The sequence below is a fragment of the Cupriavidus necator genome (assembly GCF_013141915.1).
Lineage (GTDB): Bacteria > Pseudomonadota > Gammaproteobacteria > Burkholderiales > Burkholderiaceae > Cupriavidus > Cupriavidus necator_B.
In genome coordinates, this window is the sequence record NZ_SROX01000004.1 from 311,149 (window position 1) to 326,277 (window position 15,129).

Sequence of the window (15,129 nt, forward strand, 5' to 3'; positions counted from 1 at the left end):
AGCCCCCTCCCGTGCCACCGCGCCGTCCCGCCGGAGCCCCCTGAGTCATGAGCAAGCTGAAGGAACTACCGCTGTCCGCGCTGCAGTTCTATGCCACGGCGCCCTACGCTTGCAGCTATCTCGACGGCCGCATGGCGCGCTCCCAGGTGGCCACGCCGGCGCACCTGATCAACGCCGACGTCTATTCGCGGCTGGTGCGCGCGGGCTTTCGCCGCAGCGGCATCTTCACCTACCGGCCCTATTGCGACGATTGCCACGCCTGCACGCCGTGCCGCGTGCTGGTCGACCAGTTCGCGCCGGACCGTTCGCAGCGCCGCGCGTGGAACCGCCACCAGCACCTGCAGGCGCTGGTGGCGCCGCTGACCTATGTCGAAGAGCACTATTCCCTGTACCTGCTGTACCAGTCGATGCGCCACGCCGGCGGCGGCATGGACCAGGACAGCCGCGACCAGTATGAGCAGTTCCTGCTGCAGAGCCGCGTCAACTCGCGCCTGGTGGAATTCCGCGATCCGCCGGGCTCGGCCGAGGCCGGGCGCCTGCGCATGGTCAGCATGATCGACGTGCTCGACGACGGGCTGTCGTCGGTCTACACCTTCTACGACCCGCTCGAGCACAACGCCAGCTACGGCACCTACAACATCCTGTGGCAGATCCGCCAGACCCATGCGCTGGGCCTGCCGCACCTCTACCTGGGCTACTGGATCGCCGACAGCCGCAAGATGGCGTACAAGGCGCGCTTTCGGCCGCTGCAGGTGCTGACCGGCAACCAATGGCATGCGTTCGAGGACATGGACAGCGATGCCGCCACGCCGGCGCCGCCGTCCACGCAAGCGTAGCCGGGCCCGGGCACGCACGGGCGCGGCTGCCCTGGCAAGCGGGCCAGCCGCTACAATGCCGCCCTGGTCCCGACTTCCGCGCCGCCCCGCCGGCCGCCTGCCCACGTGCTCAACGCGCTCTACCCCCTGTTCCGCCCCGCCCTGTTCTCGATGGATGCCGAGGACGCCCACCATTTCACGCTGAACAACCTGCTGCGCGCTCACCGCATGGGACTGGGCGGCTGCATCGGCAACCGCATCGCCGACGATCCGCGCACGGTCATGGACGTGCGCTTTCCCAACCCGGTCGGCCTGGCCGCCGGGCTGGACAAGGACGGCGCCTATATCGACGGCCTGGCCGCGCTCGGCTTCGGCTTTATCGAGGTGGGCACGGTCACGCCGCGCGCGCAGCCCGGCAACCCGCGCCCGCGCATGTTCCGGCTGCCGCAGGCGGATGCGCTGATCAACCGCATGGGCTTCAACAACGGCGGCGTCGATGCCTTTGTCGCCAATGTGCAGGCCTCGCGCTGGAAGGCCGAGGGCGGCGTGCTGGGGCTGAACATCGGCAAGAACGCCGATACCCCGATCGAGCGCGCCAACGATGACTACCTGTACTGCCTGGAGCGGGTCTATCCGCACGCCAGCTACGTGACGGTGAACATCTCGTCGCCCAACACCAAGAACCTGCGCCAGCTGCAAGGGGCGAGCGAGCTCGACAGCCTGCTGTCGTCGCTGAAGGACGCGCAGCAGCGCCTGGCCGACCAGCACAAGCGCTATGTGCCGCTGGCACTGAAGATCGCGCCGGACCTCGACCCCGACCAGATCGGCAATATCGGCGACGCGCTGGTGCGCCACAAGATCGACGGCGTGATCGCCACCAACACCACCATCTCGCGCGAGGCGGTCAAGGGCCTGCCGCATGCCGACGAAGCCGGCGGCCTGTCGGGGCGCCCGGTGTTTGAAGCCTCGACCCGCGTGGTGCGCGCGCTGCATGGCGTAGTCGGCGACGCCGTGCCGATCATCGGCGTGGGCGGCATCTTCGGCGGTGCCGACGCGCGTGCCAAGACCGACGCCGGGGCCAAGCTGGTGCAGGTCTACAGTGGCCTGATCTATCGCGGCCCGGCGCTGGTGCGCGAGTGCGCCGCTGCGCTGCGCGGCTGAGCCGTCGGCCGCCAGTAGCTTGCGCCACTGCGCACAGCTGGCCCGCACGCGTGCCTGGCACTGGCCGGTGGAGGAAAACCTCGACGCCCCGGGGCGCGCAATTGCATGAAGATGCGGCCACCGCAATCGGGGTAATCCACAAGCAAATCCCGCATCCCGCGCAATAAAATGCGCCCCGATGGCGGATAGCGGCCGTCTGACAGCATCAGATGCCCCACTTCCGCATGATGACTGTCCATTTCGTGCGCGGGAAGTGGTATCCTCGCAGGCTTATCGCTGTCGCATCCGACGCGTCCGCGCCCGCTCCCTCCCGCCGCAGGAAGCCGCCGCGCCCGCGCGGACCGGCACTGTGCGCCAGCCGGCGCGCGGGCCAGGACGGCGGACCGAACCATCCGCGGCCGTATCCAATCCAGAACCGAGTTTCGGGGGAGCACACATAATGAAGTCCATCAAGGGTCTCGTAGCAACCAAGTCCATCCTGGGCGGCGCCGTGGCGCTGGCATTGCTGTACGGCGGCGCCGTGCAGGCCCAGACCGTCAAGGTGCTGTCGATCGTCGACCATCCCGCGCTGGACGCCATCCGCGACGGCGTGCGCGCAGAACTGAAGGCGGCCGGCTTTGACGCGGACAAGAGCCTGAAGTGGGAATACCAGAGCGCGCAGGGCAACACCGGCACCGCGGCGCAAATCGCCCGCAAGTTCGTCGGCGACAACCCCAACGCCATCGTCGCCATCGCCACGCCGTCGGCGCAGGCCGTGGTCGCCGCCACCAAGACCGTGCCGGTGGTGTACTCGGGCGTGACCGATCCGGTTGCCGCGCAGCTGGTCAAGAGTTGGTCGGCGTCGGGCACCAACGTGACCGGCGTGTCGGACAAGCTGCCGCTGGACAAGCAGGTCGCCCTGATCAAGCGCGTGGTGCCCAAGGCCAAGACCGTGGGCATGGTCTACAACCCGGGTGAAGCCAACTCGGTGGTGGTGGTCAAGGAACTGACCGCGCTGCTGGCCAAGGAAGGCCTGACGCTCAAGGAAGCCGCCGCGCCGCGCACCGTGGACATCGGCCCGGCCGCCAAGAGCCTGATCGGCAAGGTCGACGTGATCTACACCAACACCGACAACAACGTGGTGTCGGCGTATGAGTCCCTGGTCAAGGTCGCCAACGAATCGAAGATCCCGCTGGTGGCCGCCGATACCGACAGCGTCAAGCGTGGCGCCGTGGCCGCGCTGGGCATCAACTACGGCGACCTGGGCCACCAGACCGGCAAGGTCGTGGTGCGCATCCTGAAGGGCGAGAAGCCGGGCGCGATCGCCTCGCAGACCAGCGACAACCTGGAGCTCTTCGTCAACACGGGCGCTGCTGCCAAGCAAGGCGTCACGCTCTCGCCGGAGCTGGTCAAGGAAGCCAAGACGGTCATCAAGTAAGCCCAGACCAGCACTGCCCGCTGCCGTCGCGAGACGGCGGGTGCTCCGTCGGACCTATCCGGCCCGACGGGACAGAACAGGGCGAGGCGGCCGGCAGCCCCACACGGGCGTGCCGGCCCACCCGCCCCGAAGGCGGCGCCAAGGCAGCTGCCAGCCCCTGCAACAGGATTCCCCCATGTCCCTCTTTTCCCTTCTGGGCGCCCTGGAGATCGGCCTGATCTTCAGCCTGGTGGCGCTCGGGGTGCTGATCTCCTTCCGCATCCTCAACTTCCCCGACCTGACCGTTGATGGCAGCTTTCCGCTGGGCGGCGCCGTCGCCGCGACGCTGATCGCCGCCGGCCAGGACCCGTTCGTGGCCACTGCCGTGGCGATCGCGGCCGGCGCGCTGGCAGGCTTCATCACCGGCTGGCTCAATGTGCGCCTGAAGATCATGGATCTGCTCGCCAGTATCCTGATGATGATCGCGCTGTACTCGATCAACCTGCGCATCATGGGCCGGCCCAACGTGCCGCTGATCACCGAGCCCACGCTGTTCACCGTGCTGCAGCCGGAATGGCTGCCCGACTACGTGCTGCGCCCGCTGGTGCTGTTCGTGGTGGTGGTGGTCGCCAAGGTGGGACTGGACTGGTTCTTCAGCTCGCAGCTGGGCCTGGCGATGCGCGCCACCGGCGCCAACCCGCGCATGGCCCGCTCGCAAGGCATCCCCACCGGCCGCGCCACGCTGGCCGGCATGGCGCTGTCCAATGCACTGGTGGCGCTGGCCGGCGCGCTGTTCGCGCAGACCCAGGGCGGCTCCGATATTTCCATGGGCATCGGCACCATCGTGATCGGGCTGGCGGCGGTGATCATCGGCGAGACCATCCTGCCGGCACGCCGGCTGATCTGGACCACGCTGGCCGTGGTGCTGGGCGCCATCCTGTACCGCTTCTTTATCGCGCTGGCGCTGAACAGCGACTTTATCGGCCTGAAGGCGCAGGACCTGAACCTGGTCACCGCCGCACTGGTGACGATCGCGCTGGTGCTGCCGGCGACGCGCAAGAAGCTGTTCGCCCGCAAGAACGGAGGTGCCTGAGATGCTGCGCGCACAAGACCTGAAGCTCACCTTCAACCCGGGCACCCCGATCGAGACCCGCGCGCTGCGCGGCCTCAGCCTGGACATCCCGAGCGGCCAGTTCGTCGCCGTGATCGGCTCCAACGGCGCCGGCAAGTCGACCTTCCTGAATGCGATCAGCGGCGACCAGATGGTCGACGCGGGACGCATCACCATCGATGACACCGAGGTCACGCGCCAGCCCGCCTGGGACCGCGCCCACCTGGTGGCACGCGTATTCCAGGACCCGATGGCCGGCACCTGCGAAGCGCTGACGATCGAGGAAAACATGGCGCTGGCGATGGCCCGCGGCAGCCGCCGCGGCTTCCGCCCGGCGCTGAACCGCGCCTCGCGCGAGCTGTTCCGCGAAAAGCTGCGCCTGCTCAACCTGGGCCTGGAAAACCGCCTGACCGACCGCATCGGCCTGCTCTCAGGCGGGCAGCGCCAGGCCGTGAGCCTGCTGATGGCCTCGCTGCAGCCGTCGCGCATCCTGCTGCTGGACGAGCACACCGCCGCGCTGGATCCGAAGACCGCCGCGTTCGTGCTGGAACTGACTGCGCGCATCGTCGAGGAAAGCAAGCTGACCACGATGATGGTGACGCACAGCATGCGTCAGGCGCTCGACTACGGCCAGCGCACGGTGATGCTGCACCAGGGGCAGGTGGTGCTGGATGTCTCGGGCGACCAGCGCAAGGGCCTGGACGTGCCGGACCTGCTCAAGATGTTCGAGCAGACGCGGCATGAGCAGCTGGATGATGATGCGCTGTTGCTGGGCTAAGATCCCTCGCGTAAAAAATGGGGAGCTTCGGCTCCCCATTTTTTTGCTCATTAGCGCTTGAGCGCCCCTGTGTTTGCAAACGACTAGTCGATCGTGATTCGCCGCTGCTTGATCACTCCCGCCCACCGCACGCTCTCCTTCTGGATGGCCGCAGCCAGCTGCTGCGGCGAGCCACCCGCCGCATCCATCCCCAGTGTCGCCAGCTTCTCCTTCAGCGCGGCATCGGCCAGCACCGCGGCGGCATGCTGGCTGAGCTTGCGCACGATCTCGGGCGGCGTCCCTGCCGGCGCCATCAACGCATACCACGACACCGCCTCGAACTTCGGGAAGCCCTGCTCGGCGATCGTCGGCACCTCGGGCAGCACCGTCGAGCGTTTGGCGCTGGCCACGCCGAGGGCACGCAGCTTGCCTGCCCGGATATAGGGCAGCGCCGCCGACAGCTGCGCGAACATCATCGTCACTTGCCCGCCGACCACATCGGTCATGGCCGGGCTCACGCCCTTGTACGGCACGTGGTTCAGCCTGACATTGGCATCGAGCTGCAGCAGTTCGCCGGCCAGGTGCGCCTGGCTGCCGGCGCCGGGTGAGGCGAAGCTCAGCTCGCCGGGCTTCTGCGCGGCCAGCTTGAGCAGTTCCGCCAGCGAACGCGCCGGCGTGGCCGCATTGACCACCAGCACGTTTTCAGCGGTGGCAAGCATCGCCACCGGCGCCAGGTCGGACTGCTTGTAGGGCAGGTTCGGCATCAGCGTCGGATTTACCGCGATATTGCCGACCGGCACCAGCGCAATGGTGTAGCCGTCCGGCGCTGCCTTGGCCACCATGTCGACACCGATGGTGCCGGCGGCGCCGGCCTTGTTCTCGACCAGCACGCTCTGGCCGGTGGCCCTGGCGATGCCCTCCCCGACCGCACGCGCCAGCACGTCGGCCGGACCGCCGGCGGCAAACGGCACGATCAGGTGCACCGGCTTGGCCGGATAGGCTGGCGGCTGGGCATGTGCCGAGGCCGCATCGAGCCATGTCGCGCAAGCTGCCGCGCAGGCGAACAGGCAATGCACGGCAAGGCGCCGGATATCAGGATTCACGACAGGCTTTACAGCGGCAGTTGCAGCGGATTTCATGACGGTTTCCCCAATTGGCAGTTGTCAGGCTATGGCTCCTCCACCGCGCCGGCAGTCTTGTGAGCGTCGATGGCCGTGTGCGGTCAGACGCGTTGCCTATCCCGTGCCCCGCTCAGCGGTGGCGGGACCGGTCAGCGCAAAGCTTGCGCGATCCGCTGCATGCGCCATCGCCGGCAGGCAGGCATAGTCGGCCGGCTGCGCCGCGACGAAGCGCGCCAGCTCCAACGCGGCCAGCAGCGCGGTGCCTGCCGCATCCTGATGCATACCCAGCAATGCCGCACGCACGCGCATGCACTGCTGCCGATCGGCACCCGCCGATGCGACCAGCACCGGAATCGGTGCGGGCGGTGTCAGCGCCAGCATCTTCAGTTGCGCGACCAGCACCGGGTCATAGCGGCGCAGCAGGTCCATCACATAGCTGTCGACCACACCGACATCCGCGTCGCCTGCCAGCACGGCGCCAATCACCGCGCGCGGCGTCGGCGTGGGCGCAGCGGCGGGCCGGTACAGCGCTGGCGTACCGGCCGGCGCAAGCCGCATCAGGTAGTGGCGCGGCGCGTTGTAGCCGGAGTTGGACTCCGGCAGCATGCATGCCAGCCGCTTGCCGAAGGTCTGCTCCAGGGTCTGCACGGAGGCATCGGCGCGCACGATGAACTCGGAAAAGTAGACCGGCCGCCCGCCGTAGCGCGGCAGCGCCGGCACCGGTGCGGCCAGCAACTGCGGCGTCACGGTGGCGCTGGCGTACGGGTAGCCGCACATGAACACGCAGCCAAGATCGGGCCGCTCCCATAATTCACGCACCGGCGCCGGGGCCGCATGCTCGACGTACGGCAGCGCCACGCCCGCACGCCCCGACACGTGCGCCAGCAATGCCCGCCATGCCTGCTCGGCTGGCGCGGTCACCGCGTACATGCGGGCATTGGCAATCATGCGTACACCAGCCTTTGGCCCAGCCCGCGCGCTTCGGCCTTCTTCAGGATGGCATGCCCCAGCGCGATATCGCTAAGGGACAGGCCGCGATGCCAGAAGAGGTTGGTTTCGTCGTCGCGCTGGCGGCCCGGCTTGCGTCCCGCGACAATCTCGCCCAGCTCGCCGTACAGCGTCCGTTCCGACAGCTTGCCCGCTTCCACGTGCGCGCGCAGCGAACCGAACACGCCGCCCTTGCACTGCCCCCAGTCATCCACCACCATCCGCGTCATGATGTCGGTCAGCGACAGCTCGACCGCGCTCATGGTGCCGTACGGCACGACAAAGGCACCCGGCTTGATCCATTCGGTCTTCAGCATAGGCGTCGGGCGCTCCAGGCGCGAAGCCTCGACCACGATGTCGGCGCCGCGCACGCACGATTCCCAGTCTTCGGTAACGACGATCCTCTTGCCCAGGTCGCGCTCGAGCCGCACCGCGAACGCATTGCGGCTTTCCGGGCGCCGCGAATGCACGCGGATCTCGTCGAAGTCATAGAGGCTGTCCAGCAGCCGCACGTTCCAGTATGAAGTGCCGCGCGCGCCGATATGGCCGAGCACCTTGCTGTTGCGGCGCGCCAGGTGCTTGGCCCCGAGCGCGGTCAGGGCACCGGTGCGCGCATCGGTGATAAAGGTGGCGTCGATCACCGCCACCGGCACGCCGGTGCGTGGATCGAACAGGTTCAGCATCGCCATTTCCGACGGCAGGCCGAGCTTGTAGTTGTCGACGAAGTCCCCCACGATCTTCACGCCCGCCAGTCCCAGCGGCGCGACGTAGCCGCGCAGCACGTTGAAGTGGCCGTTGAAGGCGGGATCGGGCATCAGGTGCACGCGCGGTTCGATCACGGTCTGGCCGTTGCCCTGCGCGACCAGCGCCTGCTCCACCGCGTCGAGAATTTCGGCGTCGGTCATTTCGAGCCGCGCAATGTCCTTGCCGTTGAGGTAGGTGAGGTGGATATCGCTCATGGAGGTCTCCTTTTTTCCAGGTCGTTGTGTGCCGATGGAGACCAGTGTAGGTTTGGCATCATTGACTGTCATATGCTTATATGTCCGCCAGCCTTAACATCAGGTTAATGCCATGAAACTGAACCTGCGCCAGATCGAAGTGTTCCGCGCGGTGATGCTGACCGGCTCGATCAGCGGTGCGTCAAAGCTGCTCTATGTGTCGCAGCCGGCAATCAGCCGGCTGATGTCGCACACCGAGCAACGCCTTGGCCTCGAGCTGTTCCGGCGCACCAAGGGAAGGCTTTACCCCACGCCCGAAGCACGGCGCCTGCTGGCGGAAGTGAATGTGGTGTACGAGGGCATCGAGCGCGTCAACGAGATCGCGGAAGACCTGGCGGCCAACCGTACCGGCAGCCTGCGCATCACTTGCAGTCCCAACCTGGGGCAGACCGTGCTGCCGCGCGCAATTGCCAGTTTTCGCGCGGCCCATCCCGCGGTGCGCGTGGTGGTGCGCACGCAGATCCCCGGCAACATGTTGCGAGCGCTGCTGTCGGGCCAGGTCGACCTGGCGGTGTCGAACATGCCGCTGACGCACCCGAACCTGGAGGCACGGTTGCTGGTAAAAAACGAGATCGTCGCGCTGGTGCCGGTGGAGCATCGGCTCGCCGCGCGCAAGTGGGTGCGCCCCGCCGATCTGATCGGCGAGGATTTGATCGGCTATGGGCCCGACGTGCCATTCGCGCTGCTGGTGCACGAGATGTTCGGCAACGATGGCGACCAGCCCGATATGCGGGTGCAGGTCGAGCAGGCCCATGTGGCGCGCGCGCTGGCGCAGGCCGGCGCCGGGATCGCGCTGGTCGATGCGATGACGGTATTCGGCGCGAACTGGCCCAATATCGTGGCCGTGCCGATACGCACCAAGGTCAATGCCTCGGTGCAGATCTTCCATGTGCAGACCGAGCCGCTGTCGCGGCTGTCGCTCGAGTTCGCCGATACCCTGACGGCGATGATGAGGCGGTAGCGGCGCGCGGGCCGCGCCGCACTGTCAGGCGGTGGCGGCCTTGTCGAGCCAGCGGCCCAGCTGATCGGTCACCGCGGTACTCGAGAACGAGCAGCTGTCCTGCGCGAACACCGCCGACATCTCGAGCCGGCGCAGCAGTTCTTCCATCGCCTGGCCATAGACCGGCGGCAACGTCAGCGCGCGGCCGGCATCGCGCCATTCGCGCACGAGGTCCTGCACGGGCTTTGCGCCGGCAAGGTGCTGGTCCAGCGCCGCGCGCATCCGTGCCAGCGCTTGGGTATTGGCTGCGCTCATGAACGCGCCCTCCTTTCCTTGTAGAGTTCGCGGAAGGTCCGGCCCGACGGCGCCGGCATGTCGCGCGTTTCGGTCCAGCCCTTGCCCGCCATCGGCAGGCTGGCAATCAGCTTGTTGCTGCCGCCCATGCGCCCGAGCAGCCAGGCGCCGATGCGCGTGGCAAAGGCATACAGTTCCGGGCGTTTGGCGACGTAGCCCCACGCCTGCAGCGCAAAGCGCTCCTGCCACGGCCGCAGCCCGCGCTCCATCTGCTTCTCGCGCAGCTTGCGCAGCAGGTCCGACAACGGGATCGATGCCGGGCACACGCGATTGCACTCGCCGCACATGGTCGCTGCCTGCGGCAAGTCCACCGCATTGGCCAGGCCGACGTAGCTGGGCGTCAGCACGCTGCCCATCGGGCCCGGATAGACCCAGCCGTACGCATGGCCGCCGATCTTCTGGTAGACCGGGCAGTGGTTCATGCAGGCGCCGCAGCGGATGCAGCGCAGCATCTCCTGGAAGTCGCCGCCGATCAGCCCGGTGCGCCCGCCGTCGACCAGCACGAAGTACATGTGTTCGGGGCCGTCGCGCTCGCCTTCGGCACGCGGCCCAGTCAGCAGCGAAAAGTAGTTCGAGATCGCCTGGCCGGTGGCCGAGCGCGGCAGCAGGCGCATCACCGTGGCCAGGTCTTCCAGCGTCGGCAGCACCTTCTCGATGCCGGTCACGGCCACGTGCACGCGCGGCATCACCGTGCACATGCCTTCATTGCCCTCGTTGGTCACCACCGCCACCGAACCGGTCTCGGCAATGATGAAGTTGCCGCCGGTGACGCCCATGTCGGCGCTGAGGAATTCGGGGCGCAGCACTTCGCGCGCCTCGCGCGTCATCTCGGGGATCTCGGTCAGCCGCGGCTTGTGGTGGACCCTGGCGAACAGGTCGGCGATCTCGTCCTTGTCCTTGTGCACCACCGGCGCAATGATGTGCGACGGCGGCTCCGAGTCGTTGATCTGCAGGATGTACTCGCCCAGGTCGGTCTCGATGCTCTGCACGCCCATCTCGCCCAGCACCTGGTTCAGGCGCATTTCCTCGGTCACCATCGACTTGCTCTTGATGACCTTCTTGACGTCGTGCTTCTGCGCGATCTCGGCGACCAGCCGCGCGGCGTCGGCGGTGGTCTCGGCAAACAGCACGGTGGCGCCGCGCCGGGTCGCGTTCTCTTCAAACGTGGCAAGCCAGACGTCGAGGTTTTCCAGCGCACGGTTGCGGCGCTCTTTCAGGGCCTCGCGCGTGGCGTCGAAATCGATATCGCGGATCGCGTCGGCGCGCGCCGTGACGAACTTGGTCGAGAGCTTTTTCAGGTTCTGCTGCAGGCGCTGGTCGGCCAGCTTCTGCCCGGCGCGCGCCTTGAATTCCATGCTGTGAACTTGCATCGTGGCGATTTCCTGGGTGTCTTCGAGTTCAGGCGTCGCCTGCAAGAACCTGCGCGATATGCAGCACGCGCGTGCGGCTGTCGCCGGTGCGGCGCAGGCGGCCTTCGATATTGAGCATGCAGCCCAGGTCGCCGAGCACCACGGCATCGGCGCCGCTGGCGTGGATGTTGGCGCATTTCTCATCGACGATGGCCGTGGAGATATCGCCGTACTTGACCGAGAAGGTGCCGCCGAAACCGCAGCACGCCTCGCAATCCTTCATCTCTGTCAGCTGCACGCCGGGCAGTCGCGACAGCAGCGCGCGCGGCTGCTGCTTGACACCGAGCTCGCGCAGGCCGGAACAGGAATCGTGGTAGGTGACATGGCCCGAGAACGTCGACGGGAGCGTCTCGATCCGGGCCACGTTGGCCAGGAAGTCCGTCAGTTCGAACACCCGTTCGCGCAGGCGTTCGTAGCGGCCGTTCAGTTCCGGATCGTCGCGCAGCAGGTCGGCGTAGTGGTGCCGGATCATGCCGCCGCAACTGCCCGACGGCACCACGATGTAGTCGAACATCTCGAACTCGCGCAGGAATTTTTCCGCCAGGTCGCGCGACACCGCGCGTTCGCCCGAGTTGTAGGCGGGCTGGCCGCAGCAGGTCTGCGCCTCGGGCACCATGACTTCGTAGCCCGCGGCTTCGAGCAGCTTGAGCACCGAAAAACCGATCTCCGGACGCATCAGGTCCACCAGGCAAGTGTGGAACAGACCGACTCGCATTGTTGACTTCTCCCAGACCCTGAAAACCCCGCAATTATGCGCGCTTGGCGCCGCGGGTGGCGCACAAAGCGTTCGTCGGCGCGGTTATTGGGGTGCCATGCACGGCACTCGGGGCAATGACATCACCGTCGGTTTCTTACCGTAATGTCATTTCACCTATTGAAATTTTCACGATGCGAGATAGAATCAGGCAGACGCTTAAAAATGCCGCAAGGCAACATTTCTACTTTTCTCAACCATGTCCGACGCAGACAAGTCACCCGGCAAGACGTCCATCCAGGTCATCGAGCGCATGATGACCCTGCTGGACGCCCTTGCGCAGCATGCCGACCCGGTCAGCCTGAAAGAGCTGTCCCTGGCCACCGGCCTGCATCCTTCCACCGCGCACCGCATCCTCAACGACATGGTCGCCTGCCGCTTTGTCGACCGCTCCGACCCCGGCAGCTACCGGCTCGGCATGCGGCTGCTGGAGCTGGGCAACCTGGTCAAGGCGCGCCTGTCGGTGCGCGACGCGGCCCTGGCGCCGATGCGCGCGCTGCACCGCGTCACCGGCCAGACCGTCAACCTGTCGGTACGCCAGGGCGACGAGATCGTCTATATCGAGCGGGCATACAGCGAGCGCTCGGGCATGCAGGTGGTGCGCGCCATCGGCGGCCGCGCCCCGCTGCACCTGACCTCGGTGGGCAAGCTGTTCCTGGCGGCCGACGAGTCGGCGCGCGTGCGCAACTACGCCACCCGCACCGGCCTGGCCGGCCACACCCGCACCTCGATCACCGACCTGGCCAAGCTGGAACGCGAACTCAACTGGGTCCGCACCAATGGCTATGCCCGCGACAACGAAGAACTGGAACTGGGCGTGCGCTGCATCGCAGCCGGTATCTATGATGACTCGCGCCGGCTGGTGGCGGGCTTGTCGCTGTCGGCGCCGGCAGACCGACTGCAGGACAGCTGGCTGCAGAACCTGAAGGACACGGCCCTGCAAATCTCGCGCGGCATGGGCTACATGACCGAAGCCGCGGCCTGAAGCCCCCGGGCGCTTTACCGCCAACGCGCGGACTGCTTTGCCGGCAGCCCGCGCGTTGTTGCTTTGGGCCTTGCGGTTTCCTAAAACAAGGGTTTACCCCTTGTTTTCAGATAACCAGCAAACCTTATAATCGGTGCCCATGCGAACCCGCACCGTCACCCTTACCGAGCAGGTCACGCGACAGCTGCGTGCCGATATTGAAGGCGGCGCCTACCCCGTAGGCAGCCGCCTGCCGACCGGCCGGCAATTGGCCGAGCAATACGGCGTGAGTGCCGCGGTGATCCGCGAAGTTACCGAGCACCTGCGTTCGCAGGGCTTTGTCGAATCGCGCCAGGGGGTGGGCTGCACAGTGCGCTCGCGCACCGGCGCATCCGGCTTCCAGTTGCCGCGCGAGCCCGAGCTCGGCGCCGACGGACTGGCCGACCTGTACGACCTGCGCATCGACCTGGAAGGCGCTGCCGCGGCGCTGGCCGCGGTACGCCGCACCGATGACGACCTGGCCGCGCTGACGGCTCTGCTGCAGCGCCTGCAGACGCGTCTCTACGACCCGCAGCCAGCCGCCGATCTCGACGCGGCCTTCCATATCGGCATCGCCGCCGCCACGCACAATCCGTATTACCGCCAGCTGCTGCAATACCTGAACCTGCAGCTGCACCAGGCCGTGGCGACCGCGCGTGCCAATACGCTGCGCCAGCCCGGGCTGGCCGAGACGGTGCATGCGGAGCACGAGGCGATCGTCGCCGCCATTCGCCGCGGCGATGCCGGCGCGGCGCGTGCGGCGGCGGTGGCGCACCTGCAAAACGCCGCGCGCCGCCTCGGGCTTTCGCTACGCGCGCGCGCCGACGCAGCAACGGCGGCGAGCACTGCCAGCCCGGCCTCCCTTTCCTGAGACGACACCACCATCATGCCCAACGGATCCTTTGCCCAGCGGCTCACCGAAGCCCTCGGCCCCGACACCGCGCTGACCCACCCCGACGACATCGCGCCATGGCTGTCCGACTGGCGCGGCATCTACCGCGGCCAGGCCCAGGCGGTACTGCGGCCCCGTACCGTCGACGAGGTGGCGCGCGCGCTCGCGCTGTGCCAGCAGGCCGCGGTGCCGGTGGTGCCGCGCGGCGGCAATACCGGGCTGTGCGGTGGCGCCACGCCCGACGCGCGCGCGCAAAACGTGGTGCTGAGCCTGGACCGCATGAACGCGGTGCGCTCGCTCGACACCATCGCCAATACCATGGTGGCCGAGGCGGGCTGCATCCTGGGCAACCTGCGCCGCGCCGCGCAGGACGCCAACCGCCTGCTGCCGCTGTCGCTGGCCGCCGAGGATTCGTGCCAGATCGGCGGCAACCTGGCCACCAATGCCGGCGGCGTCAACGTCGTGCGCTACGGCATGACGCGCGAACTGGTGCTGGGGGTCGAGGCCGTGCTGCCCAACGGCGAGGTCTTCCACGGGCTGCGCACGCTGCGCAAGGACAATACCGGCTATGACCTGAAGCAGCTGCTGATCGGCTCGGAAGGCACACTTGGCGTGATCACCGCGGCGGCGCTGCGGCTGTTCCCGCGCACCGATACACGCAGCGTGGTGCTGGCGGCAGTGGCCTCGCCCGCGCAGTCGCTGGCGCTCTATGAACTGTTGTTCGAGCAATGCGGCGCACGCCTGCAGGCCTTCGAATTCTTTACCGGCGATTGCCTGGACCTGGTGCTCACGCATGCGGAGGGCGTGCAGGAACCGTTCGCGCAACGCTACCCCGCCTACGTGCTGGTGGAACTGGCCGACACCACCGACGAAGCGGCCCTGAACGCGCTGCTCGAACGCGTCATTGGCGCGGCGCTGGAGCGCGAACTATGCCTCGATGCGGCCGTATCGGCCTCGCTGGCGCAACTGCAGGCGCTGTGGAAGCTGCGTGAGGAAATCTCGGAGGCGCAGCGTGCGGATGGGCCGCACCTCAAGCACGACGTGTCGCTGCCGATCGAACAGATCCCGGCCTTCATGGATTCAATGGCGGCACGGCTGCGTGCGCTCGATGCCGCGATCCGCCCCTTTGTGTTCGGTCACTTTGGCGACGGCAACCTGCACTACAACCTGTCGCGTCCGGCTGGCGCGCCCAAGGACTGGGCCGCCACGCAGGGCGATGCCGTGACCGATGCGGTGCTGGACGAGGTGATGCGCTACGGCGGCAGCATCAGCGCCGAGCACGGCATCGGCCAGCTCAAGCGCCATGCATTCCTGGCGGTGAAAGACCCGCTGGAACTGCGGCTGATGCACGAGATCAAGGCGGTGTTCGATCCCGCCGGGATCATGAATCCCGGCAAGCTGCTCTGACGGCGGCGGCCACCAAAGCAAAAC

15 protein-coding genes are annotated in these 15,129 nt (G+C 67.4%); 9 read left to right on the forward strand and 6 right to left on the reverse strand.

Annotation, left to right across the window (positions count from 1 at the left end; all coding sequences use genetic code 11):
• The first annotated feature begins 47 nt into the window (after positions 1-47).
• From E5S69_RS11185 to E5S69_RS11205, 5 genes are all read left to right on the forward strand, one after another.
• The gene (locus tag E5S69_RS11185; RefSeq protein WP_171514712.1) at positions 48-836 is read left to right on the forward strand and encodes an arginyltransferase; all 789 of its coding nucleotides are present in this window, start codon (positions 48-50) and stop codon (positions 834-836) included.
• 105 nt (positions 837-941) lie between these two features.
• Positions 942-1,976 carry a quinone-dependent dihydroorotate dehydrogenase gene (locus E5S69_RS11190; RefSeq protein WP_171514713.1) on the forward strand — a complete coding sequence of 345 codons (1,035 nt, stop codon included), beginning with the start codon at positions 942-944 and terminating at the stop codon, positions 1,974-1,976.
• A 439-nt stretch (positions 1,977-2,415) separates the two neighbouring features.
• Positions 2,416-3,393, forward strand: a complete 978-nt coding sequence (locus E5S69_RS11195; protein ID WP_171514714.1) for an ABC transporter substrate-binding protein — start codon at positions 2,416-2,418, stop codon at positions 3,391-3,393.
• Positions 3,394-3,568: 175 nt separating this feature from the next.
• Positions 3,569-4,465 (forward strand): ABC transporter permease, encoded by an 897-nt coding sequence (locus E5S69_RS11200; RefSeq protein WP_171514715.1) that lies wholly within the window; start codon positions 3,569-3,571, stop codon positions 4,463-4,465.
• Between the two features lies 1 nt (position 4,466).
• Positions 4,467-5,261 (forward strand): ABC transporter ATP-binding protein, encoded by a 795-nt coding sequence (locus E5S69_RS11205; protein WP_171514716.1) that lies wholly within the window; start codon positions 4,467-4,469, stop codon positions 5,259-5,261.
• Positions 5,262-5,344: 83 nt separating this feature from the next.
• On the opposite strand, the gene E5S69_RS11210 is transcribed toward E5S69_RS11205, so the two are convergent.
• The 3 genes from E5S69_RS11210 to E5S69_RS11220 form a co-directional block, all read right to left on the reverse strand.
• A complete protein-coding gene (locus E5S69_RS11210) occupies positions 5,345-6,379 on the reverse strand; it encodes a tripartite tricarboxylate transporter substrate binding protein (RefSeq protein ID WP_171514717.1) in 1,035 nt (344 codons plus the stop codon).
• 96 nt (positions 6,380-6,475) lie between these two features.
• The gene (locus E5S69_RS11215) at positions 6,476-7,309 is read right to left on the reverse strand and encodes a phosphate/phosphite/phosphonate ABC transporter substrate-binding protein (RefSeq protein WP_171514718.1); all 834 of its coding nucleotides are present in this window, start codon (positions 7,307-7,309) and stop codon (positions 6,476-6,478) included.
• A complete protein-coding gene (locus E5S69_RS11220) occupies positions 7,306-8,307 on the reverse strand; it encodes an ornithine cyclodeaminase family protein (RefSeq protein ID WP_171514719.1) in 1,002 nt (333 codons plus the stop codon). The genes E5S69_RS11215 and E5S69_RS11220 overlap by 4 nt, the downstream gene beginning before the upstream one ends.
• A 112-nt stretch (positions 8,308-8,419) precedes the next feature.
• Between E5S69_RS11220 and E5S69_RS11225 the strand changes: the two genes are divergently transcribed.
• Positions 8,420-9,307 (forward strand): LysR substrate-binding domain-containing protein, encoded by an 888-nt coding sequence (locus E5S69_RS11225; RefSeq protein ID WP_171514720.1) that lies wholly within the window; start codon positions 8,420-8,422, stop codon positions 9,305-9,307.
• 24 nt (positions 9,308-9,331) lie between these two features.
• On the opposite strand, the gene E5S69_RS11230 is transcribed toward E5S69_RS11225, so the two are convergent.
• The 3 genes from E5S69_RS11230 to E5S69_RS11240 are packed head-to-tail and all read right to left on the reverse strand — an operon-like array spanning position 9,332 to position 11,764.
• The gene (locus E5S69_RS11230) at positions 9,332-9,601 is read right to left on the reverse strand and encodes a hypothetical protein (protein ID WP_171514721.1); all 270 of its coding nucleotides are present in this window, start codon (positions 9,599-9,601) and stop codon (positions 9,332-9,334) included.
• Positions 9,598-11,010, reverse strand: a complete 1,413-nt coding sequence (locus E5S69_RS11235; protein ID WP_171514722.1) for a LutB/LldF family L-lactate oxidation iron-sulfur protein — start codon at positions 11,008-11,010, stop codon at positions 9,598-9,600. Before E5S69_RS11235 ends, E5S69_RS11230 begins: the two co-directional genes overlap by 4 nt.
• Positions 11,011-11,038: 28 nt before the next feature.
• On the reverse strand, positions 11,039-11,764 hold the full coding sequence (locus tag E5S69_RS11240) for a (Fe-S)-binding protein (RefSeq protein WP_171514723.1): 726 nt from the start codon (positions 11,762-11,764) through the stop codon (positions 11,039-11,041).
• Positions 11,765-12,002: 238 nt separating this feature from the next.
• On the opposite strand from E5S69_RS11240, the gene E5S69_RS11245 reads away from it, so the two are divergent.
• The 3 genes from E5S69_RS11245 (at position 12,003) to E5S69_RS11255 (ending at position 15,105) form a co-directional block, all read left to right on the forward strand.
• On the forward strand, positions 12,003-12,788 hold the full coding sequence (locus E5S69_RS11245) for an IclR family transcriptional regulator (protein ID WP_171514724.1): 786 nt from the start codon (positions 12,003-12,005) through the stop codon (positions 12,786-12,788).
• Between the two features lie 139 nt (positions 12,789-12,927).
• Positions 12,928-13,677: a FadR/GntR family transcriptional regulator gene (locus E5S69_RS11250; protein WP_171514725.1), complete on the forward strand. Its 750-nt coding sequence runs from the start codon at positions 12,928-12,930 to the stop codon at positions 13,675-13,677.
• Positions 13,678-13,692: 15 nt separating this feature from the next.
• Positions 13,693-15,105: an FAD-binding oxidoreductase gene (locus E5S69_RS11255; protein ID WP_171514726.1), complete on the forward strand. Its 1,413-nt coding sequence runs from the start codon at positions 13,693-13,695 to the stop codon at positions 15,103-15,105.
• The last annotated feature ends 24 nt before the right edge of the window (positions 15,106-15,129 follow it).